A 20,481-nucleotide genomic window follows, 5' to 3' on the forward strand; every position below is an offset into this window, starting at 1 on the left:
CACCTTAAAAACAGCTTCGCCGACAGTTGGCGTGCGTATCTACGCGATGCGCGTACGACGCAACCAGGACGTCAATTGCCGTGAGGAATCCCGGCGAGATCGCCCGCGGTGAACGAGCGCAAGTCGATGGTTGCCCGGCGGTCGGCGGTCAGCCGGTCGTCGATCACCGTGATGCGCGCGTTCTGCAATCCTTGCTGCAACTTGCTCAGGTAGTACTCGAAAGGGAAAGCCGGTCCGCCGAGCCGGTATGCGATCGTGTCGGCTTCGAAATTGATTTGCTGCACGCGCGCCGCCGCCATCGTGTCCGCGGCCCGGGCGCTCGCCTGGGCGACGCCCGCCAGTGCCTGTTGCTGCGCATTGCCGAGCACGCCCGCTGCAAAGCCGTGCGCCTCGGCGACACTCGCCTGCGCGCGAATCTGCGCTGCCTGCACGTCGTGATAGGCTGCGGCCGCGCCCGTCGGCGGATGCACGCTCTCGATCACCACTGCCACGACTTCGATGCCACTGGAAAGCTGGTCGAGTTGCTGCTGAACGGCACGGCGCACGCTCTCGGCCATGACGGTTTGGCTCGTTTCGAGCAAAGCCTGCAGCGTATGCGAAGCGAGGTAATGCACCACCTCGCGATTGGCGATCGAGCGGACGGTGCTCTCCGGGTCGACCGACCGGTACAGTGCCGCCCGCGCCGCCGTATCGCTTAAGCCCACGCGGTAATCGAGCCGCACGTCAGCATTCACGATCTGAAAACTCTGCTGCTCGCCGGTTGCGCCCGCAATCACCTGGCTCGTATCCCAGGGGTGCTGGACGTCCCAGAGACGATTCAGCTGTTCGGGCGCCGGGCCGTCGGCGGAAGTGGACGGCGCTGCAACGCTGCTGTCGTCGGCGCCGCCCGACACGATGATCTGATGCACGGCGCCGTTGTCGACAACGCGAGCCTTGCCGAACGGCCAGGGCATACCGAAGTGAAGGCCCGGCGGCCAAACCGCTACCGGCGCACCGAACCTTTCGTACACCGCACGCTGCGACGGGCCTAACACGACAATGGACGTCAGCAACCACGCGCACGCCACCATCGCCACGACGGTGACAGGCAATAGCCGCACAAAACTGCGCAGCACCCAGTTCTGGCGCAGATCGATACCGTAGCGATCATGCAACTCGGCGCCGATCGACGAGAACGGCGAGCGGCGATAACGCAACATTCCGGCGATGATGCTCGACGGCACATGAGCCGCATTTGCAGCGGTGCGCGGTGTGAAGAACCACAGAAGCGTGGCGCGAATCATCATTTCGACGGCAATCGCAGCGGTGAACACCGCCGCGACATGCACCACCAGATCGAGCGCCGTATGCAGGTAGACGAGCCACGCTGCCGACAGCGCCGCAGCGAGAGCGCACACCACCAGAACGCGCAGCATCCCGGCGAGCGACGCCGATAGCGAGGCATGGGATTGCTCCGCATCCTGTGCATAGAAGCGCTCGGCAACAAGCGTGAGAAAAGCAAGCGTGAGCGCCGCAGCACCGCTAACGATCACAAGCGACGATGAGACCATCGCGTGAACTAACGCGGCGGGTGAGAGGGGTTGAAATGCCGTCGCGGCGATCGCCACGGAAAGGCAGCCGCAAATGGCCACGCCCCACGGTTGCCAGTGGAAAGCCCGCATCGCGAGGCTCAGTGACGGTGCCTCGGCATCTTGCCGGACAAGGTGTCTGACGAAGCTTACGCCCCGCTTCCAGCCTGATTCCTCTGCCGGATCAGGTGGCGTGCGTGTCATTGCCGCCTGCCATATCGTGACGACAAACACGTTCAGGCAGGCGCTCGCCAGCACTGCGCTCCAGCGCAGATCGACGGGTAGCGTTTTCAGAAGGCTCAGCGCGCCGAGCAGGCCTGCAAGTCCCACGGCCACCCATCCAGTCAGCGAAGTTTCGCTACGCCCGGACGGTCGCTCGTACCAATCGTTGCCTTCGCCGGCAGGCCGATCCGACATCAGTATTCCTTGCGAACACGTTACAAACCGGGTGACGGGGTGACGGACAGCGTCCCGAGGACAACCGCGATGATCCGCGAGCCGCAATTTAGCGCGCCAGGATAGGAAACTCAAGGTTATCCCGCACGGTCACGCCGGACGTTTGAAACCGTCGTCACGATCGCGCCGCCAGAACAGGAAATCAAAATCCGCAAAAAATCAGAATCCGGCGACGGATTGCGGCTGCTTGCTCCGTTAAAGAAGCTGGAGCACAACGTTCGCGAGTCACGAGCAGCCTGACGGCACTGAAAGCCGGCGCGGCAAACCCGGTAACCGTGATGCGGCAGCCAACGTTACTGCAACCCTGTTTGCCGACCCATGCGTTCGATTTCCCTACTATGACAACTCAAATACTGGTCGTTGACGACGACGTCGAACTACTTGGCTCGCTGGCCGATTTTCTCGGACGAGAGGGCATGGCGGTATCCGTCCTGCATGAGATGCGATCGCTCGGGGAACAGATCAAGCGGGAGCCGCCCGATCTGATTGTCCTCGACCAGATCATGCACGGCGTGAATGGCCTCACAGCGCTGAGCACACTACGCGCCGCGGGCAACACGGTCCCCGTGATTCTCGCCTCGGGACCCGACGACATGGACCGGATCGTAGGACTCGAAATGGGCGCCGACGACTGCATCGGCAAACCATTCAATCCTCGCGAACTCCTCGCGCGCATGCGGGCCGTATTGCGGCGGCGAACTCTCTCTGCGTCGGCCGCCGCGCGGGTCGAACCTGAAGTTGTCGGAATTGGCCCGTTCACGCTGGACCTTCAGCTGCGAACGCTCAACATGGAGAACAAACGGGTCACGCTATCGGGGGGAGAATTCGCGCTGCTTAAGGTCTTCGTCAACAACCCGATGCGGACACTTACCCGGGAACGCCTGCTCGAGTTACTGCACGGCCCGGAAGACGATCATACCGACCGCGGGGTCGACGTCCAGGTGTGGCGGTTGCGCAGGCTACTCGAGGCAAACCCCTCCTCTCCGCGGTTCATCCAGACCGTTCGCAGTCATGGTTACGTATTCGTGCCTGACGGCGCGCATCCTTGAGCGGATGTGGACAAGGCGTTCAAGGCGCTGCATTATCCATGCTGGCTGTCAGGCAGTTAGACACCACCAGCGGCGCGGCAAAGCCCGCGCTTCACGTGACGAGCTTCGCGGCGCCGTCTGCCAATTTTGACAACGCTGCCGTCTCGACGCTTTCCGCGCGTCGATTAAGCGCGTGGCATAGACCTGGCAAGCAGCGCCGAACAAGAGAGGCGAACAATGCCCAGGCACAACCCAGCGCTTCATCGCAACGAAAAACCCGCCATGACACCGGGTCGCCGGCGGCTTCTCATTGCCGGCGCGATACTGCTGATGGCCGTGCTCGGTTGGGGAATAGCGGTCATACTCGAACCCGCCTTCCGGCATACGATCGTCATTACAACCGGAGCAGACAACGGAATCTATCGCGGCTTTGCAGATCGCTATGCGCCCATCCTGAAGCGTGACGGCATCAAACTCGATATCCGCAGTTCGTCGGGTTCGAGCGAAAACTATCAGCGGTTGACGGATCCGAACAGCGACTACGAAGTGGGCTTTATCCAGTCCGGCACCACCAACCCCAAAGAAACCGATCACCTGAAGACGATCGCCGCCGTCTCCTATGAACCGATCTGGGTGTTCTACCGGGGCGAGTCCACTATCAACCGGCTGGCGCAACTACGCGGCAAGAGAGTTTCAATCGGTGTTCCTGGCAGCGGCCTCTTGAACGTCTCCCAAGTATTGCTCGGGTACAGCGGCATCACGCGGGACAATACGGCGTTGCTGCAAATGGACGCAACCCAGTCCTACAAGGCGCTTGAAAACGGGCAACTGGATGCCGCTTTCTTTATCGGCAGGCCCGATGCACCCATGCAGACAACGCTGTTGAACAGCGATCTCAAACTGATGAGTTTTGCGCAGGCCGATGCGCTGGTGCAGAAATTCCCGTCGCTATCCAAGGTTATTTTCCCGCGTGCCGCGACCAGCATCGCCAACGATCTGCCGCAAACCGACGTCACGCTACTCGCCGCCACCGCTTTGCTCGTCGCCAAAGACACGCTGCATCCCGCGCTGGTCTACCTGCTGTTGGACGCGGCCAAAACCGTTCATGGCGGCGAAGATTACTTCACGCCGCTTGGCGTGTTTCCGAATCTGAACACTGAGGAATTTCCTCTTTCCGAAGAGAGCGAGCGTTACTTCAAAACGGGGCGCCCCTTCCTGCAGCGTTACCTGCCATTCTGGCTGGCCAGCTTTATCGAAAGACGTCTATTGATCCTGCTCCCCTTCATGGCTTTACTGCTGGGGTTGCTACAGGCACTGCCGCGCATGGCGGCGGCTCGGATAAAAAAACGCCTGGTGGTCTGGTATCGCGAGATCAAAGCACTCGAAGATGAGATATGGAAAAACAGCCATCCCACCCCGGACCAGATTGCGCAATGGCGGGATGAGATCGAGCACATCGACGCGCATGCCAATCAGATCCGGATGCCGCAGCGTTATTTCCAGGACGTCTACGCGCTCAAACAGGCGATAGGCGTAGTCCGGGACCGAATTTCCCGCGCAGCAAGGGAGCAATAGCGGCGCAGTGAGGGTGTGCCTTCAGGTCGGGCGCAGCGGTCCCGACACAGCGAAGCGAAGCCAGGCACCGCGCTAACTGCGAACTGAGCGCGGCGGCCTCATACGCCGGCCAGCATCAGCCCACCGGCGCGGCGGCATCGTCGACGATCGGTTGGCGGGCCATGAACCAGTAGAACAGCGCCGCGCATCCGGCAATGATGCCGCCGGAGATGAACGCGAGCGCATAGGAGCCGGTGCGGTCGACGATAAAGCCCGCGACGACGGGAGAGAACGCCCCACCAAAGTAGCCGCCGAAATTCTGGATCGCGCTCACTGACGCAATCATCGACGACGGCGCGATATCCGCCGCGAGCGCCCATGCCGATCCAACCACGGCCGCAATGAAGGCGAGGCCGACGGTAAACAGTACGAGCGTCACGCTGAGTGCATGAGTGAACGGCAACGCGATCGCGCACACAGCCGCGCCTGCCGAGCAGCACGCGATCAATAGCCGCTTCGCATCGATCGCCGACGCGAGATGACGATCCACGATCTTCTTCGCCAGATAGCCGACCGCGATTTCACCCAGCGCGCCGCCAGCCCAGGGAATGCCCGCGACCACGCCAAGTTGCGCGAACGAAATGTGAAAACGGTCGAGCAGGTAGAGCGGCAAGAACACCAGGAATATGTTCCAGAGCCAGATCGTGCAAAAGTAGCCGAGGATCATGCCCCACACGCTGCGGCGGCCGAACAGCGAACGCCATTTGAGTGAGGAGGTCGCGAGCGACCGTTCGTGACCGCCGCCGCCCGCTTCGATGTAGGCGAACTCGTCCTTCGACAGACGTTTGCTGTCGACCGGATTGCGATACAGCAACAGGAACAGGAGGGCGAACGCGATCCCAACTGCGCCAGTCACATGAAATAGCGAGCGCCAGCCGAACGCAACCATTAACGCAACCAGCATGGCGGGCGCGAGCGCCGGTCCCCACTTGGACGACGAATCCCACACGCCCGTCGCGAACCCGCGCTCCTTGGCCGGAAACCAAGCCGCGGTGATTTTCGCCGAGGTCGGCCAGCACGGTGCCTCGCCCACCGCGAGCAAAGCGCGCATCACGAGCAAGCCGGAGATCGAACCCACTACGCCGGTCAGCCACGTCGCAACACTCCACCAGATCATGCCGAGCGCATACGCACGCTTCGCACCGAAACGGTCGATCAACCAACCTGCAGGTAATTGCATCACCGCATAGGTCCACGCGAACACGCTCCCCAGCAGACCAATCTGCGTGCGTGTCAGACCAAGCTCGTGAATCATGCCGGGCGCGGCGATCGAAAGACTTGCGCGGTCCATGTAATTGATGATCCCGCCGATCATCAGCCAGATCAGAACGTGCCAGCGATAATTGAAGCGAGCGGGCTGCGCCGCGGCTGCCGATACGGGAATGATGTCTTTGTCCAAATCGTGTCTCCGTCCAGATGGCCTTAGGTGGCCACTCATCATCGTCGGTGGCGTCTTGTAGCAGTGCGCCACGCAATGCTCGCTTGCACGCACCGAGCGACAAGTGTACGGACGGGCATGCACCGACTCCAATGAGGAAACCGGATGGGCCGATAGCGTTTACGTTATCGGCGCAAGCCTGTAGAGACGAAAACCGGGCGCGGCGTCACCCGGGTTAATCAGCTTACCCAGGCTATGAAGGGCGCAGCATGAGCTTCTGTACTCGCCAGTTCAGAAGCTCGGCGACATACAGCACATTCTCAGACGGACAGGCCATTTGATGAATCCAGCCGAACTGCTTCAGTTGCTTGCCGGATTGACCCAGCACGCCAAGCAGTTTCCCTTCGAGCGTCAGTTTGTAGATGCGTCCCGGAAACGCATCGGAACTGTAAAGCACCTGATTCGGGCCCGGAGAAATGCAGATCGCCCAGGGTGAGCCTGGTGCAAAAGTGCCGGCGGCTATCGTCGCTTCGTCCGGCACGTTGCCGATCGCGGGTTGAGCGCCGGAGGGTACCGGTACGTCGATAGTGAACTGCCGCTGGAAATTGCCTTCGCCGTCGAAAACCTGAATGCGGCGGTTGCTGCGATCGGCGACGTAGACGAGACCTTTGGCATCGACGGCGATGCTGTGCGGCGTATGGAACTGACCCGGACCGGTGCCACGGTCGCCCCACGATTTGAGCCAGTTGCCGTCCTTGTCGACTTTCGCCACACGGGAGTTGATGTATCCGTCGCTGATATAGGTGTTGTCCGCACTGTCCCACGCGACATCCGTAACCTGTCTGAAGCGACCCGGCTCCGACGGCAAAGGCGGATTCGGATGCTTAAGCGGACCGGTTTCCTCGTCTGCCGCCTCCTGCTTGCGGCCAAAAACCATGGCTACGCGTCCCTCCGGGGTGAACTTGATCACCATGTCGGAACCCTTGTCGGTCACCCAGATATTGTCGTGACGGTCGACCTTGACCGTGTGTGCGAACGACCAGGCGTACAGGTTGTGGCCGATCTCGCGGACGAACCGACCGTCCGGCGCGAACTCGAGAAGCTGGGCCGCAGCCGCACCGTAGGCCGGCCCGATCGAGTTGCCGCGCGAGAGCACAAAAATATGCCCCTTCGAGTTGAAACTCACGCCGGAACACTCGCCGAGATAGACGTCGTTTGGGAGACGCAGCAGATTGGGAACCGACTCGTAAGCGATGCTCGGGACAGACTCTGCGTAGGCGAGACCGGGGAAGAGGGCAAGCGCCGCAGCGCTTTCGGCCGCCAGGGTGAGAAAGCGGCGCCGGCTTAGAACAGCGCTCGGGGAATCGCTACAGCATAGACAGGAGTACGACTGCTGGTCGTTCATTGGCTTGCCTCCCTTTCGCTCGCTGTGCGGGACAGCGACGTTGTCGGTTTTCGCGCCGATGTACACGGCATGTCCGAATAACAGGCGCAGTAGGTCTTACACGCGGAGGATACACCGAGTGGGTGTGGCTGAGGTCTTACACGCGGAGGATACACCGAGTGGGTGTGGCTGATCGGCTTCGGGCTAACCGAGTAGATGCACGCGCAGATTTCCGGCGCGCATAAGATCACGCGTACTATCCTGACTATCCGGTTCACCGGCCGCACTCAACGGCCGAAACCGCCACGCGCCGCGCGTCACTCGAGGTGATATCCATGCTCAGGAATGTTTCGCAAGCAAGCTTCGCAACCATCGCCGTATCAATGCTAGCCGCGTGTGCAATGCCACCCACGAGTTCGTCGAGTGCATCCATCGACCCACCCCAAGCCGAGCGCGTAATGACACTCGCAGCGTCCGGCGTGCAGAACTATTCGTGCGAATTCGATGCGCAGCATCGTCTGGCATGGGTGTTCAAGAGTCCGCAAGCAACACTTTACGACGCGAGCGGCCATGCTGCGGTCCGGCATGGCGCAGGGCCGTCCTGGGAAGCGGAAGACGGCAGCCGGATCGTGGGCCGCGTGCTTGCCCAGCAGCCCAGCGAAACCCGGGCGAGCATACCGCAGCTGTTGCTCGAAACGCATAGCGCGTCCGGTAGCGGCACGCTTTCAGCGGTGCGATATGTGCAGCGCGTGCATACCGTCGGCGGCTTAGCGCCAACGGCACCGTGTTCGACGGAACATGAAGCCGGCAGCTCGCCCTATCTCGCGGACTACGTGTTCTACCGGTAGCAAGCAGTCCACGCTTCGCGTCGTGCACTTACTTCACGTTGGGCTGGTTCGGTGGCGGCAGTGCCGGATCGAGTTTCGCCGACTCTTTGACTAGCTGGTCCGTCATGGCAGCCGCAACCGGATTCAAGCCCTGACGGTACACGTCGTTACGGCTGCTCTGGACCGGCGGGGGCGGCAATGCCGGGTCGAGTCCGGCGGACTCTTTGACCAGCTCATCCGTCATCGCGGAGGCGGCCGGATTCAAGCCATGACGATGCAGACTGTCGCCCCTGCTTTCGGCTCGCAGGGCTGGGTCGGTCTTCGATTCAATGTAACCATGAGCGGCGACCGGTTCGTGTGGCCGCGTGACCGGCCGCGGCACTTGTTCGACGCCTTTAACTGGCGAGTCGGATGCCGTCACCACAGCCCCGCTCGTCGACTGCCCGGAGCCGGTCGCCGCGTTGCCGGAGAGCGGCGCTGCGCCAACCACACTTCCCGCGCTCACATGGGTGTCACCCAATTGTGGGGAAGCCGAGGCCAATTCCACTGAGCCGTTTGTCGTGACGTCAGTGTCGGCTGCCGACCGATGGCTTTTTTGTAACAGTAAAAAAGCGCCGAATACCAACTCGACAAAAAGCACTCCGACTATCAATGATGTGCGTACATTCCTCATATTAACCAACGACTCGTTCAATCGAAATGATTGGATTAATGACAGCCGTTCGCCCTGAAAACACGTCAAACGGCAGGTTCGCAGTCTGAGCCTGCGATAGGTTGATGTGGGGATGACTGCGTAGTCCGCACACATTGATCGTCCAGCGGCAATGGTCCGGGGATTCACTCCGCCGAACGGCACTGGGCATCCTTCGTATGCTAATGCGAAAAAACAATCCGTGCTGAACGGCCGCGAAATACGGGCGGGAAGGTCCGAACGCCGCGGGCTTTCTCTGCGCCCGCAGCCACGCGGGATTACAGTGCGATGTGATGGAACATTCGCCTCGGGAGAGGCAATTTTCTCGTCCGGAGTTGTCAGCTTTTTGTCGGCAACGAGCTAGTTCCCTTTGCGATCGAGGCGGACGCGATTCATCCGATGATCCACGCGCGGTGAGGCGCAGCTACGACGCGATCCTCGCGGGTCACGCCTTCAGATAGCGTCTTCGCCCTTTCCCGAAACAAGCCGAGCGGCCAGAAAATCGATCAAGGTGCGAATGCGCCGCGGAACCGTGCGCCCCGCCGTCCACACCAGATGCACAGGTACGGGTTCAGGCTCGAACGAATCCAGCACCGTCACCACTTGCCCCGCATCGAGCAGTGTCTGCACCTGAAAGATCGGCGCCCGGCCGATGCCCGCTCCGGCCGCGGCCGCCGCGTTGCACGCCAGCGCGCTTGTGGACCGGAACCGCCCCGTGACCTCAACAGCGCCCCCTGCCCGATTGAATGTCCACGTCTCGTGCTGGGCGTGCTGGCGCAGGATGCAGTCGTGTGCGGCGAGTTCGGACGGATGGGCCGGATAGCCGCGCGCGGCGAAATAGTCTGGCGTGCCGAACACCACCCGCCGCAACGTACCCACCTGTTTCGCGCGTAAGTTCGAATCCGGCAGACGTCCAAGGCGGACCGCGAGATCGATGTCGGCTTTCGCAAGGTCGAGATGCTGCTCGGCAAGCACCAGTTCGGCCCTGACATACTCGTGAATCGCCAAAAACTTCGCAAGAATCGGCGAGACGAATTCAGCGCCGAATGCCGTTGGCGCACCGACGCGAATACTGCCGCGTAACTGCGTGACCTGGTCGACAAGTTCGTCACGTGCTGCGTTGATTTCTCCCAGTGCGGGTCGAATTCGCGCGGCGAATTTCAGGCATGCCGCAGTGGGTTGCACACGGCGTGTCGTCCGGTGAAACAAGGTCACGTTCAACTCACGCTCGAGCGCTGCAATGGCGCGGCTCACCGACTGTAACGTCCGGCCCAGCGATCGCGCTGCCGCTGTCAGACTTCCTTCGTCAAGAATCGCTAACAGCACTTCGTATTCGTCTTTGTTCATGCCAGTGATTCTCTCGTTTTCTGGAAGAATGTCTGACGGCTCGTGCAGCTATGCGGGAGCGAATCGTCGCCGTACATTCTAGCCATGTTGATATCCAACAGGTTCCCATAGGAGGCGACACATGACACAACGAAACGAGAATGGCATGCCCATGAAATACAGCGACCGGTTCAATCTCGCCGATGCACGCCAGGTCGCGCACGCGGCCGAAGAAGAGGCCATACGTCACGGCTGGCCTATGGTCATATCCGTTGTGGATAGCGGCGGGCACCTGGTGCTTCAGCAGCGGCTCGATGGCGCGCAACTCGGCAGTAACGACGTCGCGAGGCAAAAGGCCGAAACAGCCGTGCTATTCCGGCGTCCCACGCGCGTTTTCGAAGATGCAATCGCGCAAGGCGGCCTTCACCTGCGCCTGCTCGGCATGAATAATCTCGTACCGTTGGATGGGGGCATTCCGCTGATTCGCAACGGCGCCGTGGTCGGCGCGATAGGTGTGTCGGGAATGCGTTCTGACCAGGACGCGCAGGTCGCCCAGGTCGGCGCGGATGCGCTGGCACTGGCCGAGCCGGCTACCGGATTTTAAGGCTTGCCTTTAAGGGTAAATGGCGCCAACAGCGACTGCACGTCGACCTGTTGCCCCTGGAGCAGCAGCAGCCTCGCGTGAAGCACCGTGTTCTCGAGAACAAGCTTGGCGGTGCTCAGCAGATACAGCGCATGAATGTCGGAGATCGACATGTTGCCTGCTTCGACCAGGTGGTGACGCTCAACGAGTGAACTCATGACAAGGCGCCTGAGTTCCTGCTCTCCAAAGGGAAGGTCTGCGTAGTCGATCGGGTCGTCGGCTTCGACTTCCCGCAGCAGTTCGACCAGCGTTTCCGTGCTCACGTCCATGTGCAGGCTCCACGTTGTCGTTTAAGACCGGTATAGCCAAACAGAGTCACCAGCACTAACAGCGTACCGCGTCTGTTCGCGGGAGTCCAGCCTGGGCGTGGAGCCCCGAAGCCCGGACGCTGCCGGGCTTCGGATTACGACTGCTGAAATAGCGTTGAGCTTAGCCGCGCCGTTTCTTCTTCAACTCAATCGTTTCGAACAACTCATAGTTCTGCGTCGGGGTCTGGTCCGCTCCCGGCGCATGATAGTAGTTCATCGTAACCGTGGTCTCGCCACCTGGATGCCCCGGATCATGATCGAACACCGCGATACCGTAGCCCGTCCCGGTGTCCCGTTGCGCTGACCAGACCGCATCTTCAACAGCATCCGCGCTTGCACGCACGAAAGTACCCGCAGCCGTCCCGGCAACCGGACGGTTAGGCCGCGTGAAAATGCGCGCCTGCGGCAAGCCGGTACCGATATCCACGCCATACACGTCGAGCGGCGCACTCGTCCCGCCACCGCCGAGAATCAGGTGAATGGTGCCGTGACTCGTATCGAACGTGGACGCACCCGACGACACCGCCGACATCACCGGCCGCGGCTGCAACGTATCGACCACCCGTCCCGTGGCGATATCGGTGCCCTTGTTGTGATTACAGCCGCGCACGGGATAGCTGCGTTCGTAGTCGTGGTCGTGCCCGCACAGCACCAGGTCGACACCATAGCGGTCGAACAGCGGCAGCCAGGCTTCGCGAATGCCCTTGTCGGAACCGTTGCCGGTTTTCGATGAACTCAGCGCGTCCTGATGCATCTGCACGATGATCCAGTCGACTTCGTCGTCTTCCGCCGCCCGGCGCAAGATCCGCTCGAGCCAGCGGGTCTGCTCGCCCTCGCTATAGCCGCGCACATAGAGCGATGTGCCCGGCTGAATCGGCGGATTGCCGGTGCTCGCCACCGGCACGAGAGGACTCGGGCCGGCAACGAACGCGGCCGCATCCTGATAGACCACGTCGTCTGCATCGAGCGAAATGAAGAGCACCGAACTCACGCGGAAGCTGTACCAGCGTCCCTGAAAGCGTGTGTGATTCTCGGGCAACGTATAGCGAGAAAGATACGACGCGAGGCCTTGTTCGCCGTTGTGAAATTCGAGTTCGTGATTGCCCGGGCAAGGCATCCACGGCCGGTTCGACGCCGAGGTCTGGCAGTTGTTGCCGAAATCGCGCCACACGTCCGGCTGATGCGTCGGGTTCAGATTGGCGTAGCAGAGATCGCCGTTGAGCAGGTGGAACAGCGGCTGAAACCGCTCGACGGCCTGAACCGCGAAGCGGCTCTGCGGCGACGACAGAACCCAGCCGGTATTGGGTGTCGCGAGATCGCCGTAGCTGGTCCAGCGAAATGGCGCGCGGCCACGGGGCGCTGTGCGGAAGCTCGCGGTAAAGGGTTGAGCCGCGTTGCTGTCGTTGTCGGCGCTCACGTCGTACTCGTAGCTCGTGTCGGCCTTCAGGCCACGCAGACGCGCGTGGTAGGTGAACACGACCTCGCCGTTGATGCCATCGGTATACGTGTTTTGAACGCCGTGCACCGTCTCTTTCGTCGCGCCCGCACCGCCGAAGCGCACCTTCGGATTGACAGCCGGCGTCGGCGACGCCCATGAAACGGTGACCTCGCTCGTCGGATCGTTGCCCCAGGTCAGGTGGACCTGCTCCGGCGTGCCGTCGGGCGCACTATTCGCGGCCCGCGCCGCCGACGCGAGCGTGCCAGCGGCTGTTGCCAGGCTCGATGCGCCGGCAAACTTCAAGAACCCGCGGCGCGAGACGATACTGGCGCCCTGATCGGCCGGCAAATCTTTAGCGATTTTCTTGTTCGACATGTCTGGTGTTTTTGTATGGGGGTGGAAGGTCGCCAATGCGGACGGCAGGCTCACAGTGCGACGTGGGCCGCGATTGCCGTGCCGGACCGGGGCGCGGCAGAAGTGATGGGGCATCCTAGTCGGGAAGCTATGACAGCCAGATGAAATCGCCGGAGGTGGGAGGATGGCGGCCGAAATCGAGGCATCGCAAGTGTCCTGCCGATCACGCCGAAATCCCATGTTCGGCAGCCCCATTCATTAAGGGGCTGCATCCCCCACCCCTTCGCCGTGTAAACTGCTGACTTTTTTGACTCTGGTGGTATGGTGCAAGCCCCACAGCGCACAGCTTTCAGTGGCCCGGCGCTCATTCGTTTGCTGGCTCGCCTGACGGACGTCGACGTTCCCGAATCCAGCCAGTCGCTCTCGGACCGGTTAAGCCAATGGCTCGGCTGGACCGACGCGATCGCGTTGTCCTCGGCGCTGAACAACAATCCGCCTGCGGTCGCCGCCGGCGCGCGAGCCTTCGGCGACGCTGAAGAGAGCGAGTACGCCCGCGCGCGCGCGTCCCTGGCGAGTGCCATCGTCGGCGATAGCGTGTTTGCTGCCGCGAGGCGTCGCGGGTCTGCGGCGCCAGCACTCCCCCACGGAGCGCCTGCGGAGGCGCCGGTCGACTATGCGGTTTTTCGTCAGCGCTACCTCTCCATGCAGCAGTCGATGGAAACGGGCGTGGGCAACCTGCGCGGCCGTCTACGGGCCATGCTGGCCACCAGAACGCCGGCCATGGCCCGGCTCGCGGTGGTGGATGCCGTGATGGAGCGAGCGCTCAGCGAGCGCGAGCGAAGCCTGCTGGCTGCTGTGCCCGGGCTGCTTGCGGGGCACTTCGAGCGTTTGCGCCAGGCGGAGCACCAGACACTGCCCGACGCCGAAGCCCCGGAGGACGCCGCAATGGCTGCACCCGCCACGCCCGGCGCCTGGCTGGACGCGTTCCGCAAGGATATGCAGAGCGTGTTGCTGGCCGAACTGGATGTTCGTTTACAACCGGTCGAAGGGTTGCTCGCGGCCCTTCGCACCCGCTAACTGGGACACTATGTCCAGATATCTCAATCTTGTTGTTTTCCTGGTAGGTCTGGCCGCGGTGTGCTGGATCGGTGCCGGCTACGTCGGCCCGAATCCGCTGGCCTTCGCGGTCACGATGCTGATCGGCGCCTGCTACGTAGCAGGCGCACTTGAACTGCAACGCTACAGCCAGGCCACGTCCACGCTGACGCGGGCGGTCGCGGGCCTGTCCGCGCCGCCGCCCAGCCTGGGCGCCTGGCTTGACCCGCTGCATCCCAGCTTGCGCCACGCGGTGCGCCTGCGCGTCGAGGGCGAGCGTGTGGCCTTGCCGGGGCCGGCGCTAACGCCGTATCTGGTCGGCTTGCTCGTGTTGCTGGGCATGCTCGGCACGCTCCTCGGCATGGTCGCGACCCTGCGAGGCACGGGCATGGCGCTGGAAAGCGCGACGGACCTGCAGGCTATCCGCGATTCGCTCGCCGCGCCGGTCAAGGGGCTGGGCTTCGCGTTCGGCACGTCGATTGCCGGCGTGGCCACCTCCGCGATGCTGGGCTTGCTGTCGGCGTTGAGCCGGCGCGAGCGGATCGATGCCGCGCAGATGCTCGACGTGAAGATCGCGACGACCTTGCGCATCTACTCGCAAACCCATCAGCGCGAGGAAAGCTTCAAGCTCCTGCAGCGGCAGGCCGAGGTCATGCCCACCCTGGTCGATCGTCTGCAGACGATGATGACGGCCATCGAGCAGCAAAGTCTCGCCTTGAACGAGCGGCAGATCGCCAGCCAGGAGGTTTTCCACGGCAAGGCCGAGGCCGCCTACACGCGCCTCGCGGCCTCCGTGGAGCAGTCGTTGAAGGAGAGCGTCGCCGAAAGCACGCGCGCCGCCAGCGCGGCGCTGCAGCCGGTCATGGAAGCCACGATGGCGGGTCTCGCACGCGAGACGGCCTCGCTGCACAACACCGTCACCCACGCCGTGCAACAACAGCTGGATGGGCTCTCGAGCGGATTCGAGGCGACCACCACCACCGTCGCGGACATCTGGAACAAAGCACTGGAGGGGCAGCAGCGGTCGAGCGAGGCGCTCACCCAGCATCTGGGCACGTCGCTGGATCGATTCACCGAGACCTTCGAGCAACGCTCGGCCGGTCTGCTGGATGGCGTGTCGGCGCGCCTCGACGCAACGGCCGGCAGCGTGTCGGCAGCATGGAACGAGGCGCTGTCACGGCAAGAACAAGTCGGCGAGAAGCTGGCAGGACACAATCAGCAAGCCTTGGCGGCGGCCGCTGCAACCTTCGAACAGCACTCGGCATCACTGCTACGCACGGTGGGCCAGTCGCATACCGGCTTGCAGGCGGAATTGGCCTCGCGAGACCAGCAACGATTGGCGATCTGGACCGAGACGCTCGGTTCGATGGCCGCTACGTTGAGCAGGGAGTGGGAGCAGGCCGGCGCGCACAGTGCGAGCCGGCAGCAGGAGATCTGCGACGTGCTGGCACAAACGGCACGCGACATCTCCGCTCAGACACAGGCGCACGCGAGCAGCACGATCGCCGAAATCGACCGGCTCGTACAAGCGGCAGCGGAAGCCCCCAAGGCCGCAGCGGACTTGCAGGCAGAACTCGCCGCGCGGGACCAGCAGCGGCTGGCGGCCTGGACCGAGACGCTGGGTTCGATGGCCACGACGTTGAGCCGGGAGTGGGAGCAGGCGGGCACGCGCACCGCGAGCCGGCAGCAAGAGATCTGCGAGACGCTGGCGCAAACCGCGCGCGACATCTCAGCCCAGACACAGGCGCACGCGAGCAGCACGATCGCCGAAATCGCCCAACTCGTACAAGCCGCATCGGAAGCCCCCAAGGCCGCGGCGGAAGTCGTCGCCGAATTGCGTCAGAAGCTCTCCGACAGCATGGTCCGCGACACCGCGATGCTGGAGGAGCGCAGCCGCCTGCTGGCGACGCTGGAAACGCTGCTCGATGCCGTGAACCATGCCTCCACCGAGCAGCGCTCTGCTGTCGACGCGCTGGTCGCCACGTCGGCGGATCTGCTGGATCGTGTCGGCACGCGTTTCACCGATAAGGTCGAGCTCGAGACCGGGAAGCTGGGCGCCGTGGCCGCACAGGTCACCGGCAGCGCCGTCGAAGTGGCGAGCCTGGGCGAAGCATTCGGCGCGGCCGTCCAGTTGTTCGGCGAATCGAACACCACGCTGGTCGCGCATCTGCAGCGTATCGAAGCCGCGCTGGACAAATCCCTCGCGCGCAGTGACGAGCAGTTGGCGTATTACGTGGCCCAGGCAAGAGAAGTGATCGACCTGAGCATGATGTCGCAGAAGCAGATCGTTGAAGACCTGCAACAGCTCGCGGGCAAGCGGGCGGCCGCAGGAGTTGAAGCGGCATGAGCGAGGACATCGACGGCGGCGTGGAAACGGCAGCGCCGATATGGCCCGTCTTCGGCGACCTGATGTCGGTGCTGCTGGGCGCCTTCGTGCTGATCCTGGTGGGCGTCATCGGCGTGCAACTGGAACTCTCGACCAGGCTGGAGCACGAGGTCAAGCAACGTCAGCTGGAAACGCAGCGCCGCAAGACCCTGGAGCAGGCGCTGGCAGGACCGCTTGCAGCGGGACGGGTGACACTGGTCAACGGGCGCATCGGCATCAACGGCAACGTGTTGTTCGCGCTGAACTCCGATCAATTGCAGCCCGAAGGCCGGGATGTTCTGAAGAGTCTCGCGGGGCCGCTGTCCGCTTACCTCAGGGCCAACGACCAGATCCTGATGGTAAGCGGCTTTACCGATGACCGGCAGGTGCGGGAGGCTAACCGTCGCTTTGCCGACAACTGGGAGCTATCGGCCCAGCGCGCGCTGACGGTGACCCGTGCATTGATCGATGAAGGCGTTCCCTCCTCGTCCGTATTTGCAGCCGCGTTCGGTTCCCAGCAACCCGTCAGTTCGAATGCCGACGACCAGGGCCGGGCCAGAAACCGGCGCGTGGAAATAGCACCGGTTCCGAGACCTTCGACCGCAACGGTGAAGTCCGGTGAGTAGTGTGACTAGCGTGGGTAGTGCGAGCCATGGCGCCAGCGGTGTGGCAAGCGACGCCCGGGCAACGCTCGACGCGTGGCGCGAGCGCGGCGCCGATCGCATGGATCCCATCCGCTTTCATTTCATCGAGGCGCTGGCTCGGCGGGCAGCAGGCCACAGCGGCGAGACACGACGCATCCTGGATAACAGGCTGTCCAAGCTGATCGAGGCTTATGCCGGCGATCTCGAACATGCTGCGTCTGAGGCTGCCGATGCTCGCAAGGGCATCGACATCACTGGCAACGGCAACGGCAACGGCAACGGCAACGCAGCATCATCCGGCGAGGCCGTTCGCGGAGCGCTGGCCGAACTGATCGACTACATCGCCCACGCGCCGGCAGACGGAAACGACTCCGCAGCAGGTAACGTCGCGCCCCGGCGCCCTTCTTATCCAGAACTGGAGGCGCTCGACTACTTCAGGGAGACCTGGTCCAAGGTCCGCTCCGAAAAACAGTTGCGGCAGTCGTTGAAGAAAGCGCCGGGTAACGCCGGTCCGCTCAACTCGAGCAGCCTCGTGCATCGGTCGCTCTCGCTGATGCGCGAACTGTCGCCTGGGTATCTCCAGCAGTTCCTGTCGTACGTCGACGCCTTGTCGTGGATGGAGCAGATGAATGGCGGCGGCGCCTCGCCGGCTAAAGACGCGCCTCGCACCACAAGCGTGAGAAAAAGTGCCCGGAGCAAACCGCGCTAACGCCCTGGGGACGGATCAGCCGAAGCTTAAGCCATCACAGTCGGACCAGAAACCATCCTCCGGTCTGCGCCGTTTTCACACCCGATATCGCGATCTAGACACAGACCTCTATCTGGGACAATCAGATTGTACTAGCTGGTTAAAATCTGAAAATGTTCGAATCCCTGCTGTCCGACGAAGATTGGCAACGCATTGCCCACCTGTTCCACCATGACGCCACGCCGCGAGTCGGCCGACCACGGCGAGATCCGCGCGAGATCGTGAACGCCATACTGTGGATCGTTCGCAATGACGAAAAGTGGCAGCGCCTCCCCGCAAGCTTTCCACCGTCGCAAACCTGTTACATCAAATGGCTGGAATGGCGACGCTCCGGGATGATGTCGAAGGTTTTCGCCGAACTTGGCATGTGCGAGCAGTTAGAACATTGATCGTTCAGGGTGCGATGACTGCAGGATAAAACGCACCGCTTTGTTTGTCGGCCGCAGGCAGGCTGGCAATCGATTGACGATGCCGGCGGTATCTAAGCAGCCGTACGCCCATGTCTGATCCTGCGGTTTAGCGGCTCGGAATAAAGCCGTGCAATGCCGGCACTTAATGCCGCCGACAGCACCAAAAACCCAGCCAATAGCAGCAGTTTTGTATCACCGTCCACAATGCGCGGCGGCCACATTGTCCGCATCGCGCCAAGCACGATGAGATGGAACAGGTAAAGCTCATAGCTAATACACCCGAACCACTCGAAGCCCAGCAGAACCCGGACACCTCCAACGCCAGGCGCGGCCGGTCGACAGTACGCACCCAGCAATAACACAGCAGTGCCTGATGCCATTCCCGTCACACCGAGGACGTTGGTTTCTGCAATGGGCCCAACCAGGTACAGAAACGTCATGGCAACCACCGCAATGCATTGCAGGAGCGTGGCCGCGCGAGCGCGCAGCGCTGTCCGTTTCGCGAGTACGGCCGTGCAGCAACCGATCGCGATGCCGTCGAACGAAGCAAAATAAGCGTAGAGAAAGCCGCCTTCGTCACCCTGATGGACAAAGCGGTAAAACGGGCCAACGAGGATGATCGCAGCCCAGAAAACCAGCAGGCGTGACTCCCGCTTCAGGACGAGGCAGAGAATCGGGAAGAACAGGTAAAACACCTCCTCCACCGACAACGACCACAGCACACCCAAAGGGTAGTTGACCCACCCGTGCAAGCCGACGAGCACATTCATCCAGAAGGTCAACGACGCCAGATTGACGAGCCAGAAAGAGACCGGTGTGCCGGCCGGCGCGTGATTCTGAAAGATGGCGACACCCGCCAGCGCGAGCAGATTGACCGTGCCGAGCAACAGCAGCAGACACGGAATGATCCGCGCGACACGCAATCGATAAAATGCCCGCGCGTTGATGCCGCTGAGACCAGACCAACGATGTTGCGCGTTCGACGTAATCAGATAGCCCGAGATCACGAAGAACATCGTCACCCCATAATTACCATTTCGAGCGACAGCGCGCACCGCTTCCCATCCGAATGCTTTCGCCAGCCATGTATCGTTCAGACGGTACGCGATGTTGAAGTGATGAAACAGGACAAGAAGAATCGAGACGCCGCGGATCACATCGATCCGCGAGTTACGCTGGCCAACCGTCATCATGTCCGATCCGAAGTCCACTTCACGAATGCCGCACCGACCTCGCGCAAGACGGCCTCCCTGGCGGGCATGCCGAGCGCCGGCGCATCGTAATAGGCGGCGATGAGAAGTGGCGCGCGTTGCGGTGGGCGCACGATCGCATAGTCGTTGGTTTCTTCTTCTACGCTTGTTCCGGGTCTGTCACCCGCTATCCAGTCCGGCGGTAACGCCGCGCGGAGCCGGTTCAAACCCGGCTTGCAGGCAATCATCCAGTTTTCCAGTTGCGCGCGCGATTGGGGACTCAGAACGTTCCTCAGCAGAATTCTGCTCGCCGACTTCGTGATCGATCGAGGTGTGGTGGTGTCGAGCACCCCGCTATATTTGTTCGACTCGGGCTCGTACCGATCGGAGCGGGTAACGGTGTCGCCGAGACCGCGAACGAATTGCGTCAGGCCAGCGGGACCGCCGGCGCTTTTCATCAACAACACGGCCGCCGTGTTGTCGCTCACTTCGACGACGGCCTGGCACAACGCGCCGACCGACATCGCACCTTCCGCGACGTGTGCCTTCGTCACAGGCGACGTAAAGATGAGGTCTTTCCCGGTGTAGGGCACAAGGCGGGCAAGATCCTCCTTGCCGGCATCGACGCGGGCGAGCACCAGCGCGGCGAGCAAACCCTTAAAGGTGCTACACATCAGAAAGCGCTCGTCAGCGCGATGCGCCAGGGTTCGGCCTGAACCGGTATCGATAGCGAACACGCCAAGGCGTCCACCATTGCGGCGTTCGATATCGGCTAACGGAGAGGCATTTGCGGCCAGCGTGGCTGTGGCGCCAAGGCCGAGGAGTATGGGCAACCCGAGCGTCAAGCTCCGGCGTGTTGCAGAGATGCTCAAAGAATCGTCCTCACATTCAATTCGCTCACGAGGACCACGCGATGGATGGCAAAGGTCAGGAATATCGCGCTGCTATCTGACATCCGGCCGACTGGTTTCCATGCTTGCGTTGCGGCGGGCGCCGGTCCCGGTTCAACATAAA

Annotated in this window: 18 protein-coding genes; 9 read left to right on the plus strand and 9 right to left on the minus strand. The window is 62.2% G+C overall.

Going from position 1 to position 20,481, the window contains the following annotated elements; translation table 11 throughout:
- Nucleotides 1-71 precede the first annotated feature (71 nt).
- A complete protein-coding gene (gene hflK / locus PQR40_RS02430; protein WP_408508361.1) occupies nucleotides 72-1,985 on the minus strand; it encodes a protease modulator HflK in 1,914 nt (637 codons plus the stop codon).
- 377 nt (nucleotides 1,986-2,362) lie between these two features.
- Here hflK and PQR40_RS02435 point away from each other — a divergent pair, with 377 nt between their 5' ends.
- Together PQR40_RS02435 and PQR40_RS02440 are read left to right on the plus strand one after the other, a co-directional pair.
- Complete coding sequence (locus PQR40_RS02435) at nucleotides 2,363-3,073, plus strand: response regulator (RefSeq protein ID WP_408224014.1); 711 nt, start codon at nucleotides 2,363-2,365, stop codon at nucleotides 3,071-3,073.
- A gap of 216 nt (nucleotides 3,074-3,289) precedes the next feature.
- Nucleotides 3,290-4,627: a TAXI family TRAP transporter solute-binding subunit gene (locus PQR40_RS02440; RefSeq protein WP_408508362.1), complete on the plus strand. Its 1,338-nt coding sequence runs from the start codon at nucleotides 3,290-3,292 to the stop codon at nucleotides 4,625-4,627.
- 115 nt (nucleotides 4,628-4,742) lie between these two features.
- Here PQR40_RS02440 and PQR40_RS02445 read toward each other — a convergent pair whose 3' ends face one another.
- Both PQR40_RS02445 and PQR40_RS02450 read right to left on the minus strand, forming a co-directional pair.
- Entirely contained in the window at nucleotides 4,743-6,065 is a 1,323-nt protein-coding gene (locus PQR40_RS02445; RefSeq protein WP_408334212.1) for an MFS transporter, read from the minus strand.
- Nucleotides 6,066-6,297: 232 nt separating this feature from the next.
- Nucleotides 6,298-7,449 (minus strand): peptidyl-alpha-hydroxyglycine alpha-amidating lyase family protein, encoded by a 1,152-nt coding sequence (locus PQR40_RS02450; RefSeq protein WP_408224023.1) that lies wholly within the window; start codon nucleotides 7,447-7,449, stop codon nucleotides 6,298-6,300.
- A 314-nt stretch (nucleotides 7,450-7,763) separates the two neighbouring features.
- On the opposite strand from PQR40_RS02450, the gene PQR40_RS02455 reads away from it, so the two are divergent.
- Nucleotides 7,764-8,276 (plus strand): DUF3455 domain-containing protein, encoded by a 513-nt coding sequence (locus tag PQR40_RS02455; protein ID WP_408224026.1) that lies wholly within the window; start codon nucleotides 7,764-7,766, stop codon nucleotides 8,274-8,276.
- A 28-nt stretch (nucleotides 8,277-8,304) separates the two neighbouring features.
- On the opposite strand, the gene PQR40_RS02460 is transcribed toward PQR40_RS02455, so the two are convergent.
- Nucleotides 8,305-8,760, minus strand: a complete 456-nt coding sequence (locus PQR40_RS02460) for a hypothetical protein (RefSeq protein ID WP_408508363.1) — start codon at nucleotides 8,758-8,760, stop codon at nucleotides 8,305-8,307.
- A gap of 639 nt (nucleotides 8,761-9,399) precedes the next feature.
- Nucleotides 9,400-10,293, minus strand: coding sequence for a LysR family transcriptional regulator (locus PQR40_RS02465; RefSeq protein ID WP_408224032.1), 894 nt, complete (start codon nucleotides 10,291-10,293; stop codon nucleotides 9,400-9,402).
- Nucleotides 10,294-10,414: 121 nt separating this feature from the next.
- Between PQR40_RS02465 and PQR40_RS02470 the strand changes: the two genes are divergently transcribed.
- Complete coding sequence (locus PQR40_RS02470) at nucleotides 10,415-10,876, plus strand: GlcG/HbpS family heme-binding protein (protein WP_408508364.1); 462 nt, start codon at nucleotides 10,415-10,417, stop codon at nucleotides 10,874-10,876.
- On the opposite strand, the gene PQR40_RS02475 is transcribed toward PQR40_RS02470, so the two are convergent.
- Both PQR40_RS02475 and PQR40_RS02480 read right to left on the minus strand, forming a co-directional pair.
- A complete protein-coding gene (locus tag PQR40_RS02475) occupies nucleotides 10,873-11,184 on the minus strand; it encodes a hypothetical protein (protein ID WP_063500369.1) in 312 nt (103 codons plus the stop codon). The two genes, PQR40_RS02470 and PQR40_RS02475, sit on opposite strands and share 4 nt — an antisense overlap.
- A 160-nt stretch (nucleotides 11,185-11,344) precedes the next feature.
- Nucleotides 11,345-13,036 carry a purple acid phosphatase family protein gene (locus tag PQR40_RS02480; protein ID WP_408508365.1) on the minus strand — a complete coding sequence of 564 codons (1,692 nt, stop codon included), beginning with the start codon at nucleotides 13,034-13,036 and terminating at the stop codon, nucleotides 11,345-11,347.
- 300 nt (nucleotides 13,037-13,336) lie between these two features.
- On the opposite strand from PQR40_RS02480, the gene PQR40_RS02485 reads away from it, so the two are divergent.
- The 5 genes from PQR40_RS02485 (at nucleotide 13,337) to PQR40_RS02505 (ending at nucleotide 18,256) form a co-directional block, all read left to right on the plus strand.
- On the plus strand, nucleotides 13,337-14,092 hold the full coding sequence (locus PQR40_RS02485) for a DUF3348 domain-containing protein (RefSeq protein ID WP_408224044.1): 756 nt from the start codon (nucleotides 13,337-13,339) through the stop codon (nucleotides 14,090-14,092).
- A gap of 10 nt (nucleotides 14,093-14,102) precedes the next feature.
- On the plus strand, nucleotides 14,103-16,457 hold the full coding sequence (locus tag PQR40_RS02490; RefSeq protein WP_408508366.1) for a DUF802 domain-containing protein: 2,355 nt from the start codon (nucleotides 14,103-14,105) through the stop codon (nucleotides 16,455-16,457).
- Complete coding sequence (locus PQR40_RS02495; protein ID WP_408224046.1) at nucleotides 16,454-17,101, plus strand: OmpA family protein; 648 nt, start codon at nucleotides 16,454-16,456, stop codon at nucleotides 17,099-17,101. Before PQR40_RS02490 ends, PQR40_RS02495 begins: the two co-directional genes overlap by 4 nt.
- Nucleotides 17,094-17,828 carry a DUF2894 domain-containing protein gene (locus PQR40_RS02500; RefSeq protein ID WP_408508367.1) on the plus strand — a complete coding sequence of 245 codons (735 nt, stop codon included), beginning with the start codon at nucleotides 17,094-17,096 and terminating at the stop codon, nucleotides 17,826-17,828. The genes PQR40_RS02495 and PQR40_RS02500 overlap by 8 nt, the downstream gene beginning before the upstream one ends.
- Before the next feature lie 152 nt (nucleotides 17,829-17,980).
- On the plus strand, nucleotides 17,981-18,256 hold the full coding sequence (locus tag PQR40_RS02505) for a transposase (RefSeq protein ID WP_408508368.1): 276 nt from the start codon (nucleotides 17,981-17,983) through the stop codon (nucleotides 18,254-18,256).
- Between the two features lie 92 nt (nucleotides 18,257-18,348).
- Here PQR40_RS02505 and PQR40_RS02510 read toward each other — a convergent pair whose 3' ends face one another.
- Entirely contained in the window at nucleotides 18,349-19,467 is a 1,119-nt protein-coding gene (locus PQR40_RS02510) for an acyltransferase family protein (RefSeq protein ID WP_408508451.1), read from the minus strand.
- The gene (gene bla, locus PQR40_RS02515; RefSeq protein WP_408508369.1) at nucleotides 19,467-20,339 is read right to left on the minus strand and encodes a class A beta-lactamase; all 873 of its coding nucleotides are present in this window, start codon (nucleotides 20,337-20,339) and stop codon (nucleotides 19,467-19,469) included. The genes PQR40_RS02510 and bla overlap by 1 nt, the downstream gene beginning before the upstream one ends.
- Nucleotides 20,340-20,481: the final 142 nt, after the last annotated feature.

Origin of the sequence: Paraburkholderia sediminicola (assembly GCF_046026855.1) — a bacterium.
GTDB classification, from domain to species: Bacteria; Pseudomonadota; Gammaproteobacteria; order Burkholderiales; family Burkholderiaceae; genus Paraburkholderia; species Paraburkholderia sediminicola_A.

What these genes read in the sequence shown, in the direction of transcription:
- PQR40_RS02495 (WP_408224046.1), top strand. Translation starts at nt 16,454, where the DNA reads ATGAGCGAGGACATCGACGGCGGCGTGGAAACGGCAGCGCCGATATGG.
- PQR40_RS02490 (WP_408508366.1), top strand. Translation starts at nt 14,103, where the DNA reads ATGTCCAGATATCTCAATCTTGTTGTTTTCCTGGTAGGTCTGGCCGCG.
- PQR40_RS02450 (WP_408224023.1), bottom strand. Translation starts at nt 7,449, where the DNA reads ATGAACGACCAGCAGTCGTACTCCTGTCTATGCTGTAGCGATTCCCCG.
- PQR40_RS02480 (WP_408508365.1), bottom strand. Translation starts at nt 13,036, where the DNA reads ATGTCGAACAAGAAAATCGCTAAAGATTTGCCGGCCGATCAGGGCGCC.
- PQR40_RS02505 (WP_408508368.1), top strand. Translation starts at nt 17,981, where the DNA reads ATGTTCGAATCCCTGCTGTCCGACGAAGATTGGCAACGCATTGCCCAC.
- hflK (WP_408508361.1), bottom strand. Translation starts at nt 1,985, where the DNA reads ATGTCGGATCGGCCTGCCGGCGAAGGCAACGATTGGTACGAGCGACCG.
- PQR40_RS02455 (WP_408224026.1), top strand. Translation starts at nt 7,764, where the DNA reads ATGCTCAGGAATGTTTCGCAAGCAAGCTTCGCAACCATCGCCGTATCA.
- PQR40_RS02440 (WP_408508362.1), top strand. Translation starts at nt 3,290, where the DNA reads ATGCCCAGGCACAACCCAGCGCTTCATCGCAACGAAAAACCCGCCATG.
- PQR40_RS02435 (WP_408224014.1), top strand. Translation starts at nt 2,363, where the DNA reads ATGACAACTCAAATACTGGTCGTTGACGACGACGTCGAACTACTTGGC.
- PQR40_RS02510 (WP_408508451.1), bottom strand. Translation starts at nt 19,467, where the DNA reads ATGACGGTTGGCCAGCGTAACTCGCGGATCGATGTGATCCGCGGCGTC.
- PQR40_RS02465 (WP_408224032.1), bottom strand. Translation starts at nt 10,293, where the DNA reads ATGAACAAAGACGAATACGAAGTGCTGTTAGCGATTCTTGACGAAGGA.
- PQR40_RS02475 (WP_063500369.1), bottom strand. Translation starts at nt 11,184, where the DNA reads ATGGACGTGAGCACGGAAACGCTGGTCGAACTGCTGCGGGAAGTCGAA.
- PQR40_RS02485 (WP_408224044.1), top strand. Translation starts at nt 13,337, where the DNA reads ATGGTGCAAGCCCCACAGCGCACAGCTTTCAGTGGCCCGGCGCTCATT.
- PQR40_RS02470 (WP_408508364.1), top strand. Translation starts at nt 10,415, where the DNA reads ATGACACAACGAAACGAGAATGGCATGCCCATGAAATACAGCGACCGG.